The organism is Mycobacterium sp., assembly GCF_049647605.1.
Classification (GTDB): Bacteria; Actinomycetota; Actinomycetes; order Mycobacteriales; family Mycobacteriaceae; genus Mycobacterium.
The window spans coordinates 49,086-65,762 of sequence record NZ_JBARXZ010000024.1; the positions used below are offsets into that span (position 1 = coordinate 49,086).

At 65.7% G+C, this 16,677-nt stretch carries 11 protein-coding genes; 3 read left to right on the forward strand and 8 right to left on the reverse strand.

The window, feature by feature from the left end; all coding sequences use genetic code 11:
* Positions 1-52: 52 nt before the first annotated feature.
* Genes WBB07_RS03285 through WBB07_RS03300 form a run of 4 tightly spaced genes read right to left on the reverse strand, consistent with a single transcriptional unit; the run spans position 53 to position 6,570 of the window.
* The gene (locus WBB07_RS03285; protein ID WP_526304713.1) at positions 53-1,804 is read right to left on the reverse strand and encodes a hypothetical protein; all 1,752 of its coding nucleotides are present in this window, start codon (positions 1,802-1,804) and stop codon (positions 53-55) included.
* Positions 1,791-3,695, reverse strand: a complete 1,905-nt coding sequence (locus tag WBB07_RS03290) for a hypothetical protein (protein ID WP_526304715.1) — start codon at positions 3,693-3,695, stop codon at positions 1,791-1,793. The genes WBB07_RS03285 and WBB07_RS03290 overlap by 14 nt, the downstream gene beginning before the upstream one ends.
* Positions 3,692-5,155 carry a glycosyltransferase family 2 protein gene (locus tag WBB07_RS03295; protein ID WP_526304717.1) on the reverse strand — a complete coding sequence of 488 codons (1,464 nt, stop codon included), beginning with the start codon at positions 5,153-5,155 and terminating at the stop codon, positions 3,692-3,694. Before WBB07_RS03295 ends, WBB07_RS03290 begins: the two co-directional genes overlap by 4 nt.
* Positions 5,152-6,570: a hypothetical protein gene (locus tag WBB07_RS03300; RefSeq protein WP_526304719.1), complete on the reverse strand. Its 1,419-nt coding sequence runs from the start codon at positions 6,568-6,570 to the stop codon at positions 5,152-5,154. Before WBB07_RS03300 ends, WBB07_RS03295 begins: the two co-directional genes overlap by 4 nt.
* 666 nt (positions 6,571-7,236) lie before the next feature.
* Between WBB07_RS03300 and pta the strand changes: the two genes are divergently transcribed.
* On the forward strand, positions 7,237-9,297 hold the full coding sequence (gene pta, locus WBB07_RS03305) for a phosphate acetyltransferase (RefSeq protein WP_526304745.1): 2,061 nt from the start codon (positions 7,237-7,239) through the stop codon (positions 9,295-9,297).
* The gene (locus tag WBB07_RS03310; protein WP_526304721.1) at positions 9,294-10,487 is read left to right on the forward strand and encodes an acetate/propionate family kinase; all 1,194 of its coding nucleotides are present in this window, start codon (positions 9,294-9,296) and stop codon (positions 10,485-10,487) included. Before pta ends, WBB07_RS03310 begins: the two co-directional genes overlap by 4 nt.
* A 13-nt stretch (positions 10,488-10,500) precedes the next feature.
* Here WBB07_RS03310 and WBB07_RS03315 read toward each other — a convergent pair whose 3' ends face one another.
* The 3 genes from WBB07_RS03315 to glnX are packed head-to-tail and all read right to left on the reverse strand — an operon-like array spanning position 10,501 to position 15,269.
* Positions 10,501-12,951: a tetratricopeptide repeat protein gene (locus tag WBB07_RS03315; protein WP_526304723.1), complete on the reverse strand. Its 2,451-nt coding sequence runs from the start codon at positions 12,949-12,951 to the stop codon at positions 10,501-10,503.
* A gap of 9 nt (positions 12,952-12,960) precedes the next feature.
* Positions 12,961-13,932 (reverse strand): glutamate ABC transporter substrate-binding protein, encoded by a 972-nt coding sequence (locus tag WBB07_RS03320; RefSeq protein ID WP_526304725.1) that lies wholly within the window; start codon positions 13,930-13,932, stop codon positions 12,961-12,963.
* 17 nt (positions 13,933-13,949) lie between these two features.
* Positions 13,950-15,269 carry a protein kinase G-activating protein GlnX gene (gene glnX / locus WBB07_RS03325; protein ID WP_526304727.1) on the reverse strand — a complete coding sequence of 440 codons (1,320 nt, stop codon included), beginning with the start codon at positions 15,267-15,269 and terminating at the stop codon, positions 13,950-13,952.
* 140 nt (positions 15,270-15,409) lie between these two features.
* Between glnX and WBB07_RS03330 the strand changes: the two genes are divergently transcribed.
* The gene (locus WBB07_RS03330) at positions 15,410-15,907 is read left to right on the forward strand and encodes an NUDIX hydrolase (protein WP_526304729.1); all 498 of its coding nucleotides are present in this window, start codon (positions 15,410-15,412) and stop codon (positions 15,905-15,907) included.
* Here WBB07_RS03330 and thiE read toward each other — a convergent pair.
* On the reverse strand, positions 15,870-16,562 hold the full coding sequence (gene thiE / locus WBB07_RS03335) for a thiamine phosphate synthase (RefSeq protein ID WP_526304731.1): 693 nt from the start codon (positions 16,560-16,562) through the stop codon (positions 15,870-15,872). The two genes, WBB07_RS03330 and thiE, sit on opposite strands and share 38 nt — an antisense overlap.
* Positions 16,563-16,677: the final 115 nt, after the last annotated feature.

Here is a 16,677-nt window from a genome sequence, read left to right on the forward strand (position 1 = left end):
TCTTCTTCATGTCACCACGCCACGCCGTACCTAACGTCCGTGGTCAGTACACCTAGCCGCCGCCGGCTGCGGGTTGCCGCTCCGCCGGCTTGCCGGTGAAGCGGTACACCCGGAGTCTCTCGTCGCCGGTGGCGCCGTAGATCGAGAGTTCCAGTCTGCCCATGCCGGCACCGTCATCCCACAGCGTCGGGTAGCGCACGTTGAGTGCGTCGGCGCTGCTGATGTGGGGGTTGCTCGCGACGATGTAGCGGATGCCGAAGTCCCAGGGCCGGTTCATCACCGCGTTGAAGTCGTAGTCGCTGGTGATGACAAATTGCTTGGGATTGTCGGAGGCCAGCCAGACACCCCAGGTGTTGAAGGTGTCCATCAGCACCGATCCCTCTGGCAGGTTTCGGCGGTCGAAGTAGTCGGCCAGGGTGCGGTCGTTGACCATCAGCCGTCGATACCACTCCTCTTCCGGAGGGTACTGCTGCGGATAGAACAGTGACCGGAACCCGAACTGCAATTGCTGGTTACCGATTCGGGGATCGGTCGCGGCCACGGCGGTGACCGGCACGCCGATCAGCAGGGACGCCGACAAGATGACGGCGCCGATGCGGCTCAAGGTGGTGTCGGCGCGCCAGCGCGTCGGTCGGGTTCCCCCGTTGGGCTCCCACAGTGCCAGGGCGACACAGACCACCAACGGAATGGCCAGCAGGTAGAACCGGAACCAGCCGAAGGTCATCGAGGTGAACTGACTCCAGGCTGAGAACACCAGGACGGTGCCGAACACTGCCACCGGAGCCATGGCAACGATGTTCTTGCGCAACACCGCAAGCGCCACTGCGCCCGCGACGGTCAACAGGGCCAGCGGTTGCATGCCCAGTAGCCGCGCCGAGATCACCACCCAGTCATCTGAGGCAGCCTGAACCAACGGACCACCGCGGTCCATCGCTGCGGTGACCTGACTTTCGTTGCCGTACTGCGAGGACAGTGTGGCGAACAGCTCACCGGAGACCACCCACCCGCTCATCGCCCAGATCACGAACACCGATGCCAGCGGGAACAGCAGGATGAGCATCGCCAGCATCGTCGGGTTCAGCGTCGAGGCCAATGTCGAGTCGGCGTGTGCCCGCCGGGCACGCCGGAACGCGACGAAGGCGACCAGGACGGTGGCGCCGCAGGCTGCCGGGATCACCTCGTACCGAGTGAGATATCCCAGTCCCAAAGCGATTCCAGCCCAAGCCAGATCGCCGACCCGGTCATACTGCAGCCACTGCATCAGGTGGCGGACACACCAGATCAGGAAGAAGGCCTGGGCGGCTTCACTCATCCCGGAGGCGCCGTAGACGATGATCATCGGTTGCAGGGCGAAGACTCCGACGGCGAGCCACCGCCACCCGGTACCGACACCCCGGTCCAGCGCGATACGCCGGACCATCAGCGCGGCCGCGGCCATGAACAGGGCGCTCTGCACCACTGCTGCCAGGCCGTAGGTCTTGAGTTCGGGCCACCAATGGCTGAGCTGCAGCACCGGAATCTGCACCAGGCTGGGTAGCGGGTTCCAGACGAAGCCGATCGCCGACAGGTGCGGATGCCTGCTCATCACGACGTAGCCGGCGTTGGCCACCCGGCTCGGGGCGTCCGGGTCGAACATGTTGTACCGCAACACCAGTACTGCGCCGACCGCGAAGTAGAAGCAGGTCAGCGAGAAGAAGAGCGCCAGCCCCCAGCGTCGCCGCGGCACCCAGGGTTTGGGCGCCGTGGCGACGACGGGTGTCCGTGGCACCGGGGCCGGTGCGGTGAGCAGGTCAGCGGGCAGCACGCCGGCGCACGATCACCCAGGCCACTGCACCCAGGACCGCGGCGGCTCCGAGGGACAGCGACACCCACGCCCACCATTTCCAGCCGTCACCGGGATACTCGTTGACCATTGCACCGCCTTCTCGGACGGTGAGGTTCATCGAATCGCCTGCGGGGCCGGTGGCCACCACGTCGCCGGTGAGTGAGGCCCATCGGCCGGGGAGGCCACGGATGTGGTTGAAGCTGTCATTGACCAGGGACCAGTCACCGGTGCCCGAGACGGCGAGCACGGTGCGGTTGTTGTGGGTGAACGCCTGCACCACGCCGACAGCGCCACCCAGGTCGACGTTGGTCTCCGGGCTCCCCTGGACATCCACTTCATTTTCCGAGGTCGGGGTCATCGGTGGATTCATGCCGGCTTCGGTGAGCCGAGGCCCGGCCGAGACCGCGAGCAAGCCGATACCGGACTGGGCGGCCTCATCGAAGGAGGTCACCCGCGGTTGTAGGGCAACGGTGCTCTGCTGACCCATCAGGTTGATCGCCTGTGCGGCGAAATCGAGATGGCTGGGATCGTCCACCACCACCTCGAAGTCGGGATTGAAAGCCATGGGCAGCGCCGGGAATCCGCCGCGGTTGCGGTTGCCGGGGGTGACGGTGACCGTCGACTGTGGATCGAGGGTGAACGTGATGCGGTCGTTCAGCGGCGCGCACTCCTGCCGGGGCACGTAGCGGAGTTCGATCGCCATTCCGACATTGGTGGTGATCGATTCGGCCGGGATGGTCCCGGTGATGTCCAGGACGCCGGACTCGTCGAGTTTCTGGGTTGCCAGGACCGCGGATCCGGACCGGATCACCACGGTCGCCTCACCGCCGACCACCGGCGTGTAACGGGCCTTGAGATGCACTATGGCCTCGGTGATCGATCCGACGCCGAAGGCGCTGACATCGAAGCCGGCGTACATCGTCGCGGCCCCCAGAACTGAGGTCTGGCCCGTCATTCCGAGCTGCTCGAAGGTCTTGATGTTGGTCAGCTGCGCCCGCTGCTCGGTGGCGGTGAGCACTGCTGCCGACGGGGTTTGCGCCAGCCCGAAGCGGCGGTCGGCGAACAGTTCCACCTGCTGCTGCAGTTCGGGTCCGGTACCGGAGACCACCAGCACCGCATCCCGGGTGCCGGGGCGCTCCACCGTCAGACCGGGAGTATCGGTTTCCCGGATCACGATCGTGCGTTCGGATCCCGTGCCGTTGGACGGCGGTGCCGCCGAGGTGTCGATGTCGATGCGGACCGGCATCGGCCGGTACAGCTGGGTCAGCTTGGCCACCAGGTCCAGGGCCGCTTGCTGCTGATCGAGGCTGGGTTCGGGGCCGACGTGGACGGTCACCCGATCGAGATAGCCGGGCAGGAAGTCGGCGATCGTTGCCGGGTCGGGTGACTCGCCGGAATATGTTGCGGCCAGCTGTCCCAGGGTGACGGCGGCGGCCTGGACACAACTGTCCACCCGCGCGTTGTTGTAGTCCCGGATCCGGAAACTCAGGCGGGCCACACCGTTGACCACCTCGGCCTTGGAGATGTCCACATTGAACGGTGCCGTCTGGAGGTCCGCGGGAATCGGGACGTTGGCGATCACGATGCCGCGGCTGTCCACGATGTCGATCCGGCCGGCGGTGTTGACCACCGAGCCGATCTGGCCGGTCAGCCGTGCCGGGGTGACTTCCTGGGGCACAGGTAGCGACACATCGTAGGCCTGGTTGGCTCCGACCAATTCGAGCTGATTGGACAGGCCGAGTTGGGTCCAGCCGATCGCCGGGGAGGTGCCGGGCGCCGCGTAGGCAGCGGGTAGGTGGGGAAGCGTCAGGCTGGTTGTCAGTGCCAGCGCAGCGAGCAGTGAGCTCGATCGACGCACGATTGGTTTCACGGTTTTTGGTCTCCGTCGGGGATGGCGGGTGTTGCGGGGCTCGAGCTTTGATGAGTCGGGACAAAATGATTCGAGGCCAGGCCGTGGACCGTCTTCTCCCAGAAGAAGGGACGGAACACCAGCTGGTAGATGGCTTTGATGGCGGCGACGGCTTGCAGGACCCAGTAGAACGGGACCAGCAACGCGGCCCACCACAGGTAGGGCTTGCCTTGGGCGTGACTGACCACCAGGCCGACAAAAACCGCCATCGGCGCGACCACGATGAACAGCAGCAGGCACAGGTAGTAGGTGGTCGGCGGGAACAGGAAGGTGATCAGCGGCGGCCGGCCGGCGACCCAGCACAGCAATGCAAACCAGAACAACAGATTGAAGGCGTTGCCCAGCGGAACGGCGCCGGTCATCGTGATGAGTCGCAGGATCGCCTTTGTCCCGATCTCGCGGCGCAGCTGTAGTGGGTGCCGCAGATGGACCAGCATCGTCTGCAGATAGCCCTTGTACCAACGGGATCGCTGTCGGACCCAGTTGATGACGTCGGAGTTGGCTTCCTCGAGGGTGACCGAATCGAGGATGATGGTGCGGTAGCCGTACCGGGCGAGGCGCACCCCGAGATCGGCGTCCTCGGTGACGTTGAATTCGTCCCAGCCACCGACTTCCCGCCACACCGCGGTGGGGATGTGGTTGGAGGTGCCGCCGAGCGGAACGACGCATCGGGCGTCCTGTACTGCGGGTAGGACCACACCGAACCACTGGTCATATTCGAGGGCAAACCATCGGGTCAGCAGGTTCTGCTTTTCGTTGAAGTAGCCGAGACGGCATTGCGCGCAGGCCACATCGGACGGCGCCTGCCGCATGGCGACCACTGCCCGCCGCAGTTGCAGTGGTTCTGGGATGTCCTCGGCGTCGTAGATGGTCATCATCTCGCTGCGCGGGTCGGCGACCGACATCCCGTAGTTACACGCCTTGGGCTTGGTTCGGGGCAGGCTCGGCGGCACCAGCACCACCCGGACAGCCGGCAGCGACATGTCGACGACTGCCTGCTGGGTGGGGAGGTCGTCCTCCTCGATCAGCAGCAACACTTCGAGTTTGTCCACGGGATAGTCCAGGCGGCCGACCCCGGCGTTCAGATAGTCCATGATCGTCGGCTCGCCGAAGACGGGCACCAGCACCGTGTAGAAGGGCAGCTCGTCGTCGGGCACGGCGAGTGCTTCCTCGTCACTGATCTGGATCAGTGACGGGGATCGGAAACCGCGTACCAGTAACCAGTTTCGGTCCAGCGAGATCGCGAGATAACAGATTGCGATCACCGTTGTGAGGGCGGCAACCGTGTCGGAGGGAACCGCTGCAAACACCGCCACCACCGCGGCAAAGACCAAGACGACGCGCAGAATCGAGAGTCGACTCAGAACGGATCGTGCAGACAGGTGGTGTGGAAGCTGCGGCAGGTGTGTATCACTCCTCATGGAGTGAGATCACCCGACATCATCGGTTCACCTGCATTGAGGACTCGATGCACAACAACTTTTGTGCTGGCTTCGACGATCGGATCCACCACGCCGGTCTCCGACGGTTGCTGGCGGGCGAGCCACAGTGCGGGCTCCACCAGGCTGTTGTACAGGTTCAGCGCTCTGGGCTCCGGTGGCGTGAGATCTCTGGACTGGCTGGTGATGACCGTGACCCGCTGGTATTCGGCACCGCTGCGCCACGTCCAGGTGACCGCATTCCAGTTCGCCACGTCGTGGGTGGTCGCAGTGTCGGCATCGGTGTGCGCAACCTTGATGCCCGCGGGAGCATCCGGTTCGGCGAGGTACGGGGTGTAGTTCACCGGCGCGGTCGACGGGTACCACACCGCATTGGAGAAGTCCTGCAGCCGTGCCAGATCGGGCGAGGTCATGACGTCGACCACGGTCTGGAACTCTCCGGCCCCACCGGGCGCGCGATACCGGGTCAGGGTGGCGTCCGGCCCGAGGAAGTTGGTGATGAAGGGGTAGTCGGCGATCGAATCCAGTGCCGAGGCGGTGATCCAGTCGCTGCGCACCTCTTCCACCGGAGCGGGCCGCTGGAACGGCAGGTGCAGGCAGAGCATGCCGATCGCGGCGACCAGCACCACCGCGTACGACCGGGCTTGGGTCTTCGGCAACGTCACCCCGATGGAGGGTTCGGTGGCTGCCGCCGCGGCGCGCGATCCCGACGTCAGGCGATGCAGCGTCAGCACCACGAGCAGCGGGATGACTGCGGAGCCCACGATGACGCGCAGGTAGAGGCTCAGGTCAGAGAGCAGCAGCACCGAACCGGTGGACAGCACCAGGTTGGCCGTCGCGGCCAGCAGCCGTACCCGCACCGACACGAAACGTGCCGCCAGGTACACGGCAAGGGTGGCGATCATGGTCGAGACCAGCGCGATGGCGGTGTCCGAACCGCCGACGGCCGAGGTCATCAGCATGAAGGGCATCACGGGTGCGAGGACCAAACCAGGCAGCCAGACCTGCCACATCCGCAGCACGTGGCGCGCGGAGAACACGACCATGCCACATGCGGCGACCCAGATCAGCAAGCCGACGTTGTCGAGGTGCCACAGTGCGGCCATGGTCGGCAGGCGGTCTTGCACCAGCCAGATTGCGGCAAATCCCGCCACACACAACAGGACAGCGCCGATCCAGTCGGATTCGGCGTCGGTGACGCCGCGCGGCACCCGGCTGTAGCCGGCGGCGACCAGGCCCGCCAACACCGGGGCGACGACCAGGTATACCGACTGTGAGCCGGCGACGGCGCTGCGACCGACTTCGCTGAGCTGCACGACATACGCCAGCGACCCGGCGAACAGCACAAACCAGATTCGTGCCCACAGTTCCGGGTTGATCCGCGTGGCGGAGGCCACAGCAATGTTCGGCGAGTGACCTAGGTTTGCGCTGGCTGTGTCGGCTACGGCTGAACGTGCACTGTATATGGGCATATCGATCGACTTTTTCTCTGTTCTGTATATAAGCCACGGTCGGCCGTGGCAAAGGCACACAATACGCGATTGGCTGAGGCGTCAGTGGTCCAGCGAAGCGGAACCGGATGTCGATATGACATCGATTTCGAACGTTGCGGTGACTGAGCTCCACGTTGGCGGAGTGGTACCTCGACCGGTGGTGTGACGTGAGTTGATCTGCCGGTATTGGCGACGTCCGCTGTTGCTTGGCGCTGCCGAGCTGGGCTTTTTCACAGCGAGGCGATGAAGCGGCGTGTCTTACGGTTCGGCGGGCATGTCCGGGCTGTCTGCGATGTCCTGCGGGGGAACGTCGTCGATCTCGGGCATAAGCGGTTCCTGTGGATAGGTTGGCGAGCGAACTTCTGACGACATGCTGTGGGTTCAGCACCGCCGCAGTTTCGATCCAAGATATTTACGAACTGGCAAAAAGGCTATCCCAGGCGATTACAGCAAACAAATACAAAGACATGTGAGCTCGATCACATTTTGATGCTTTCGGCGATTCGCCCGGCGTACTGGATCGGGCTGCCCGGATGGGGAAGGGTGTAGGCCGTGCGCCAAGGCCCCGGAATTGCGTCCAGCATTTACGTCGCCTCACCCGAGGGCGACACCGGTAAGTCGACGATCGCGCTCGGCATCCTCAACCGTCTGACAGCAACGGTGCCCACGGTCGGGGTGTTTCGCCCGATCACCCGGCTGGGCGAAGACCGCGACTACATCCTCGAACTGCTGCTGGCCCAGACCTCGGCAGGCCTGTCCTACGAGGACTGCGTGGGCGTCGGCTATCAGGAACTGCACGAGGATCCCGATGCCGCGATCGCGAAGATCGTCGACCGGTTCCATCACGTCGCGGACCGCTGTGATGCCGTGCTCATCGTCGGCAGCGACTACACCGATGTCGCCAGCCCCAGCGAGCTCAGCGTCAACGCCCGCATCGCGGTCAACCTGGGAGCTCCCGTTGTGCTCGCTGTCCGTGCCAAGGGACGCACTCCCGCCGAGGTGGCTCAGGTGGTGGAGCTGTGCCTGGGCGAACTGCGTATCCAGCACGCTCACGCCGCAGCGGTGGTGGCCAACCGGTGCGATCCAGCCGAGATGGCTGCCGTCGCGGACGCCCTGAGCCGGTTCGAACCGAAGTCATATGTGTTACCCGAAGAGCCGCTACTGGTCGCCCCGTCGGTCGAAGACCTGCTCGATGCCGTCAATGGGACATTGATCAAGGGTGACGAGGAGCTCCTCGGTCGCGAGGTGCTCGATGTCCTGGTCGCCGGAATGACGGCCGAGCATGTTGTCGAGCGACTGACCGAAGGGGTCGCCGTGATCACTCCCGGTGACCGTTCCGATGTGGTGCTCGCGGTGATGAGCGCCCACGCTGCCGAAGGGTTCCCGTCGCTGTCGGGGGTGATCCTCAACGGAGGGCTGGCTCTGCACACCTCGATCGCTGCCCTGGTCGACGGGCTGCGCCTGCGGCTGCCGATCATCGCAACCGATTTGGGCACCTTCGCCACCGCCAGTGCGGTGGCGGGGGCCCGGGGCCGGGTCACGGTCAACTCGGCCCGCAAGATCGACACGGCACTGGAACTGATGGATCGCCATGTCGATACCGCCGACCTGCTGCACCAGCTGGCGATCGAGATCCCCGCCGTGACCACGCCGCAGATGTTCGAGTATCAGTTGCTGGAACGGGCCCGTTCCGACCGGAAGCGCATCGTGTTGCCCGAAGGCGACGACGACCGCATCCTCAAAGCCGCCGGCCGGTTGCTGGACCGTGGCGTGGTGGAGCTGACGATCCTGGGCGACGAAGCAGAGGTGCGGGGCCGAGCCGCCGAACTCGGTGTGGACCTGGCAGCCGCTCGGGTGCTGAACCCGCGCACCAGCAAGCACTGCGACGAGTTCGCGCAGCAGTACGCCGAGATCCGCAAGAAAAAAGGTGTCACTGTCGAACAAGCCCGCGAGACCATCCACGACGTCTCGTACTTCGGCACGATGCTGGTGCACAACAACCTTGTGGACGGAATGGTCTCCGGCGCCAGTCACACCACCGCGCACACTGTGCGACCGGCCCTCGAGATCATCAAGACGATGCCGGATGTGGCCACCGTGTCGAGCATCTTCCTGATGTGTCTGGAGGACCGGGTGCTCGCTTACGGCGACTGCGCCATCGTGCCCGACCCGTCGGCCGAACAACTTGCCGATATCGCCATCAGCTCGGCGCGCACGGCGGCCCAGTTCGGGATCGACCCGCGAGTGGCCATGCTGTCGTACTCGACGGGCACCTCCGGTACCGGCGCCGACGTCGACAAGGTTAGATCGGCGACCGAGTTGGTGCGCAAGCGTGACCCGGAACTGTTGGTGGAGGGGCCGATTCAATACGATGCGGCAGTGGATCCGTCGGTGGCCGTGACCAAGATGCCGGATTCGCCGGTTGCCGGCCGGGCGACGGTCCTGATCTTCCCCGACCTCAACACCGGCAACAACACCTACAAAGCAGTCCAGCGCAGTGCGGGTGCGATCGCCATCGGGCCGGTGCTGCAAGGTCTCAACAAACCGGTCAACGACCTGTCCCGAGGAGCGTTGGTGTCCGACATCGTCAACACCGTTGCCATCACCGCGATTCAGGCGCAGGGGAGGTGAGCACCGAGCGCACCGTCCTGGTGCTCAACTCCGGTTCCTCTTCGGTCAAGTTCCAGCTGATCCAGCCGGATACCGGCGCATCGCTGGCTCACGGCATCGTCGAACGGATCGGGGACGACAACTCGACGGCCCAACTCACTGTCGGTGAGCAGGAGTTACGTCGGGACAGTGCAATCGCCGACCACGAGGCAGCGCTGCGCACGGTTTTCGAACTGTTCGATGAGGCCGGGGCCGAACTGTCACAACAAGGTCTGGTCGCGGTGGGCCACCGGGTGGTGCACGGCGGCGAAGAGCTGTATCAGCCCACGATCGTCGACGACAAGCTGCTGGCCACCATCACCGAATTGGCGCCGCTGGCGCCGCTGCACAATCCGCCGGCGGTTCTGGGGATCGAGGTGGCCTGCCGGATCGTGCCGGATCTGCCGCACGTCGCAGTCTTCGACACCGCGTTCTTCCATGACCTACCGGCCGCGGCCGCCAGTTACGCCATCGACCGGGACATCGCGCGTGAGTACCGGATTCGCCGCTACGGATTCCACGGCACATCACATCAATATGTCAGCGAACAGGCCGCCGAGTTCCTCGGCACCCCGTTGGAGAACCTCAACCAGATCGTGTTGCATCTGGGCAACGGGGCCTCGGCTTCGGCCATCGTCGGGGGGCGTCCGGTGGACACCTCGATGGGGCTGACGCCGATGGAGGGGCTGGTGATGGGTACCCGCAGCGGTGACATCGACCCCGGCGTCGTCATGTACCTGTGGCGGACCGCGCAGCTCGGCGTCGAGGACATCGAAGAGATGCTCAACCGCCGCTCCGGGGTTCTGGGATTGGGTGGACAGACCGACTTCCGCGAGTTGCACAAGCAGATCGCAGCCGGCGACTCCGATGCCCAGTTGGCCTACGACGTCTATATTCACCGGCTGCGCAAGTACATTGGCGCCTATCTGGCGCTGTTGGGCACCACCGATGTGTTGACGTTCACCGCCGGTGTGGGGGAGAACGACGCTGCGGTCCGCCGCGACGCGCTGACGGGGCTGGCGCCGCTGGGGATCGAACTCGACGAACATCTCAACGACAGCCCGGCCCGTGGCGCGCGGCTGATCTCCGCCGAGGGGTCACCGACGGCGGTACTGGTGATCCCCACCAATGAGGAGCTTGCGATCGCCCGGGCCTGTATCGCCGCGCTCTGACGGCAACGGTGCCTCAGAAAGTGCTCATCGGGCGCACGGTATTGGCCATGTCGACCAGCGCGTAACGGTGTGCCTGGGTGGGCGCCACCCGGGCCAGTGCCCGCAGGGACGCCTCGACCCCGAGCTGAAGACCGTGCTGGGTGAAGGGGAATCCCAGGATGTGATTGGTGCCCGCCTCGTTGTCGGCGATCCAGTCCATCGCGGTGCCGAGGACCAATGCGCGTAACTGCAGCACTCGGGGTTCGCTTTCGGGCAGCGCCTCCACCCGTCGCGCGGCGTCCCGGATGTTCTGTTCGGTCAGTTCGCTGTTCGATCTGCCGGACAGCAACGTCACCGAACTGGTCAACCGGGCGGTGGTGAAATGCCGCGAAGTGGGTGGTACTTGATCGAGGGTGCGCACCGCCGCTTCCCGCTGACCGTTGGCCGACTGCGCGCGTGCCAGGCCGAAACCTGCTGAGATGACCCCGTTGTCGGTGTTCCACACGGTTCGGTAGAACTGCGATTCGTCGGTGTCGCCGGCCAGTTCGGCGGTGGCGGCCAGGGCCACCTTCGGGGCGTGCTCGCCGGGGAGGGTGTCGAGCACCTCGTTGAAATGCTTGATGGCCGAGTCGTAGTCGGCGGTCAGCAGATCCGACACCGCGCGGAACCACACCAGCCGCCAACGCCACCCCACCCGTTCGGCGAGGTCGTCGAGCTTGCGGGTGGCCTTGGCGACGTCACCGAGGTCGAGGAGGGCGCGCACCTCCATCAGCGGCAGTTCGGTGGATTCCGACAGGTCGATCTCGTCGGAGTCCAGGGTGCCGTGCCGCGCGGCGCGCAACGAGTCGAGCGTCTGTACCGGCTGCGACAGCACTGTTGCGCTGAGCACTTTGGCGCCGACGTCGGCTGCGTCCACCAGCGGTACGGGTAGTGCCGTCACGATGTCGGCGGCCGTCAGCTTCTCCGAGTGCGGTTGTCCGTCGAGGTAGACGTCGGTGTGCGCGACCAGCAGTTCGACACCGAATGTCGACCGTGACGGGGAGAACACCGTGGACAGACCGGGGCGGGGTATCCCGGTGTCTCGGGCCACCACCTCGCGGAGCACACCGAGGAGCTGTCCTGACATCTCCTCGGCACCGGTGAACCGGCGGCGGGGGTCGGGGTCGATGGCCCGCCGCAACAGTCGCGCGAAGCTGTCGTACTCCTTGAGCACCGGATTCCCCTCGGGGAGCCCGTCGACGTAGCGACCTTTACGGGTGGGAAGGTTCAGGGTCAAGGCCGCCAAGGTGCGCCCCACCGTGTAGATGTCGGAGGCGACGGTGGGGCCGGTGCGGACGATCTCCGGCGCCTGGTAACCCGGTGTGCCGTACAGGTAGCCGAACGAGTTGATCCGCGATACCGCACCGAGGTCGATCAGCTTGAGTTGCTCTTCGGTGAGCATGATGTTCTCGGGCTTGAGGTCGTTGTAGCACAGCCCGATCGAGTGCAGATAGCCCAGCGCGGGCAGGATCTCGAGCATGTAGGCGATGGCCTGCGCCACCGGCAGCTGTTTGCCCCGGCTCTGTTTGAGCGAGGTGCCGCCGACGTACTCCATCACGATGTACCCGACCGGTTCACCGTGGGAGTCTGGGTGTTCGACGAAGTTGAAGATCTTCACGATCGACGGGTGGGCGACCTCGGCCAGGAACTGGCGCTCGGCCATCGCGATGGCCTGGGCCTCGGCATCGCCGGAGTGCACCAGGCCCTTGAGCACCACCGGTCGTTCGTTCACGTTGTGGTCGACGGCCAGATACACCCAGCCCAGACCGCCGTGGGCGACACAGCCCTTGATCTCGTACTGATCGGCGACCATGTCGCCTGGTCCCAGCTGCGGAAGGAACGAGTACGCGCTCCCGCAGTGCGGGCACCAGCCCTCGGACAGGGCCGCGCCGTCCGGGGTGGAGCGGCCGACGGGTTTTCCGCAGTTCCAGCAGAACCTTTTCGACTCCGCCACAACGGGATTCGACATCAGGGCGGCGAGCGGGTCGATCTCCGGTACCCGCGGGATCTCCACCAGGCCACCGCCGAGTCGCCTGGTCGGCGAGATCATCCGGGTCAGGGTGACCGTGTGATCCTGCGGTTCGGTGCCGGCACCGGTGGCGTAGGTGCTCTCGGAATCGTCGAAGTCCGGCCGGAACACGGCCTGAGTGGCCATCGGGCGCATCGTCGATGCCGAGTCGAAGAGAATTTCGGAGGGTTGGGTACCCGGGCCTTCGTACTCGATTCCGGACTTGTCGGTCCCGGTGTCGGGGCTCCAGTCATCGGGGCCGTCATCGCTGAGGTCGATCTGGGCTGCCTGGGTGGCGGGCCCGTCGTCGTCGTAGTAGTTGCCGTCGGTGTCGGCTTCGCCGTTCTTGGATTCGAAGTCGTCGGCTCGATCGTTCTCGGGTTTGTTGTGCTGGTTGGTGCCGTCTTGGCCGTTCGACTCTTCGCGGGGGTCATCCATCTGACTCACCTAATCCACGTACCGGGCGCTCGGTGGGGCCGGCGGCGGGCCGAGCACCGTCAACCACTTGCGGTACAACGTGTTCCACGTACCGTCCCGACGGATGCGTTCCAGAGTACCGTTGACGAAGCGGACCAGCCCGGTGTTGTCCATGTTGATCCCGATGCCGTACGGCTCTTGGTTCATGTTGGGACCCACGATGTGCAGATAGGGATCTTGGGAGACCAGACCCGCCAGGATCGAGTCATCGGTGGACACTGCGTCGACCTGACGTTGCTGCAGGGCGACCAGGCAGTCGGCCCATGACACCACGGTCACGATGATCGGTGCCGGGGTGATCTGGCGGATCCGGTCCAGTGACGTGGTGCCCTTGGCAGCACACACCCGCTTCCCGGACAGATCGGAGGCCTGGGTGATCGCAGAGTCGCGTGGCGCCAGAATCCGTTGATAGGCATTCAGATACACGGTGGAGAAGTTGACGAGTTCGCGGCGTTCGCAGGTGATGCTCATGGTCTTGACCACGATGTCCACGTCGTTGTTCTCCAGCGCCCTCATCCGGTCCGCCGACGACAGGATGCGGTACTCGACCTGGGACGGGGTGCCGAAGATGTCGCGGGCCACTTCACCGGCGATGTCGACGTCGAAGCCGGTGATCTCACCGGTGATCGGGTCCCGGAACGAGAACAGATTGCTGCCGATGTCGAGTCCGACGATCAGCCTGCCCCGGTTACGGATGTTGGCGACGGCGTCGTCGGCCTCGGCTCTGGTGGGGAACGGGCGCAGGCTGGCGGTGCGGTCGCAGTCTTCTTCGTCGGGGTTGGGCGGGGTGGGTTGTTCCGGGGCCATCTCTTCCATGCCCGCCGGCGTCGGCGGCGGCAGGGTCAGCAGGGGCGCTGAGGACGGGGCCGTCGATTGGGCGCAGCCGGTCGCCAGCAGCAGCACCGCGACGAGAATGGCTGCCAGCCGTTGTGTCGTGCGCATGGTCGGGTAGTTGTTCCTCATCGGTATTCACTGAGTCGGGGCCAGATGCCGAGAGCGACGGCCACTGCCGCCCCCAACGAAAGTACGACACCGCCGACGGTGGCACCGGAGAGCACGCGGCGTGCGGTGGCGATATCGGTGCGCAATTGGTTGCGGCTCTCCCGGATCCCGCCGGCCAGGGCCGCTTCCAGCTTGTCGAACGCCGGCGTTGAGTCGTCTTCGCCGGTGCCCAGTGCCACCTGTGTCGCGGCCTGGTAGTTGCCCACCGAGATGTAGGCGTTGATCCGCTCGTCGGCGGAACGCCATTTGGTCAGCAACTGGTCGGCGTTGGTCAGGTCGGACTTGTCGATGGCGTCATCTCGTTCGAGATACTGGGCGAGCTGGTGTTGCATGGTGTCGATGCGCTGGTAGTAGGACTGTTTGCGGATGTCTTCGTCGCCGCGCCGGATCAGGGACAACGTCTCGTCGGCGCGTGCCTGCTGGGCGGTGATCGCCAGCGTGGTGATGGTCTTGAGCGATTCGGCGGCGGTGTTCTTGGCGCTTCGGCTGCCGGCGGTGGAAATGGTCAGGGCGGTGCCCACCCACACCACCATGATCAGGATCGCCAGGCCGCCGGCGATCAGCCCGATGTTGACCCGGCGCCGGGTCCGCCGCGCCAGCCAGCGGTGCGCAAAGGCCCCGAAGAGGATCGTCGCGGTGACGGTGAGGATCACCGGGGCGGGGATGCGGGTGGAGGCGGTGGTCTCGTCGTCCACCCGTGCGGAGGTCTGCTCGTAGAGTCGCTGCGCGCTGGGCAGGATGGTGTCCTGCATCAGCGAGGACGCCTCCGACAGATACGACGAGCCGACGGGGTTGCCGGCCCGGTTGTTGGTGCGGGCAGTCTCGATGAGCCCGGTGTAGACGGCCAGTTCGGCGTTGATCTTGCCGAGCAGCTCCTGCATGGGCTCGTCGGTCAGCCCGCTGGAGGCCTGTGTCAGCGCCACTGCGGCGTCGGTGATGGCCTGTTCGTAGCGTTGTCGGACCGGCCGGGGTTCGGCGCCGGCGATGAATGCGGTGGCCGCTGCGGCGTCGGCCACCGACAGGGTGGTGTAGAGCTGCCCGGCCGCGAATGCCAGTGGCTCGGTGTGGTCGAGCACGTTGGTCAACTGCTGCTGACGTTGGTCGATGGTCGTCGAGGTGGCGAAGGCGCTGATCACCCCGAGCATCGCGAGGATGGCGCCGATGGCGAGGATGCGTCCGGGCGTGGTCCACAGGAACCACCACCGTGGATGGGCGGGTTCGACGGGCGACCGCGATGCCAGAGGCTCGGTCGACGGATGCGCCAACTCAACCGTCACCTGTGCGGACCTCGTTTCCCGCTTGCATTTGCCCGGACCAGTTCCAACTCTATAAGTGAATTCTAAGAGCATTTCTGTGACGGATGGGGCGAGATCGGCGAGGTGGCACACACGAGAGGTGTGCCGCATATGGTTAGCGCGTGCGAGGTGACGGCGACGGCTGGGTGGTGTCAGACTCCGGTACACATTTTTGGGGCCGGCACGGCGCGGCGGGACTGCTGTTACGCGCCCCGCATCCGGACGGAACCACTGCGGTGCTGTTGCAGCATCGGGCGCCGTGGAGCCATCAGGGCGGCACCTGGTCCTTGCCCGGCGGCGCCCGCGACAGCCACGAGACACCCGAACAGGCGGCGGTGCGCGAAGCCGAGGAAGAGGCGGGCCTGACCGCCGACGCACTCACGGTCCGGGCCAGTGTGGTGACCGCCGAGGTGCCGGGCTGGACCTACACCACCGTGATCGCCGACGCTGCCGCGATGCTCGACACCGTGCCCAACCGGGAAAGCTCCGAGCTGCGGTGGGTGGCGGTGGAGGAGGTGGGCTCGTTGCCGTTGCACCCCGGGTTCGCCGCCAGCTGGCCGCGGCTGCGCGAGGTGACCACTTCTATCCCGCTGACCGCAGAGCCGACGCCAGACGCCTAGCCGCGGCCTGTGGGTCGTCGGCCGCGGTGATGGCCCGGACCACCACGGCCCGGCGGGCCCCGGCAGCCAGCACGTCGGGCAGCCGTTGCTCGTCGATTCCGCCGATGGCGAACCACGGGCGTTCGATCCCGGACTCTGCGGTGTAGCGCACCAACTCCAGGCCTGGGGCAGTGCGGCCGGGTTTGGTCGGAGTCGGCCAACACGGCCCCACGCAGAAGTAGTCGATCTCTTCGATCGCGGCCCGGTCGACCTGCGCGCGGTCGTGGGTGGAGCGGCCGATCAGAGGGCGCGCTCCGATGATGTCGCGGGCGACCAACAACGGAAGGTCGTCCTGGCCGAGGTGCAGCACGTCGGCGGTGGCAGCTCTGGCGACGTCGGCTCGGTCGTTGACCGCCAGCAGGGCGCCGTGGCGGGCCGCTGCGTCGGCCAGGATCTCCAGGGCCGCCAACTCGTGGCGCGCCTCCAGCGGCCCGAAGCGCTGCTCACCGGCCGAACCCTTGTCGCGCAGCTGAACGATGTCGACGCCGCCGGTCAGGGCCTCGTCGACAAACTCGGCCAGGTCACCTCGTTCCCGCCGGGCGTCGGTGCACAGGTAGAGCCGGGCACTGGCGAGTCGGTCCAACGGGAGCCGGTCGGCGGGAAGCTGTTCAGGCATTCCGCAAAGGTACTGTGGGGTGCTGTCGAGACAGAAACGACAAGACCGAAACACGGGAGTCCCGGCTAACGGGACTGAGAGTGGGCACACAGCGAGGTGCGGCGCGCGCCGCCCC

Bases quoted from the DNA above. Each gene is read 5' to 3' on its own strand.
- WBB07_RS03295 (WP_526304717.1), bottom strand. From the start codon at position 5,155: ATGAGGAGTGATACACACCTGCCGCAGCTTCCACACCACCTGTCTGCA.
- thiE (WP_526304731.1), bottom strand. From the start codon at position 16,562: ATGCCTGAACAGCTTCCCGCCGACCGGCTCCCGTTGGACCGACTCGCC.
- WBB07_RS03315 (WP_526304723.1), bottom strand. From the start codon at position 12,951: ATGGATGACCCCCGCGAAGAGTCGAACGGCCAAGACGGCACCAACCAG.
- WBB07_RS03320 (WP_526304725.1), bottom strand. From the start codon at position 13,932: ATGCGCACGACACAACGGCTGGCAGCCATTCTCGTCGCGGTGCTGCTG.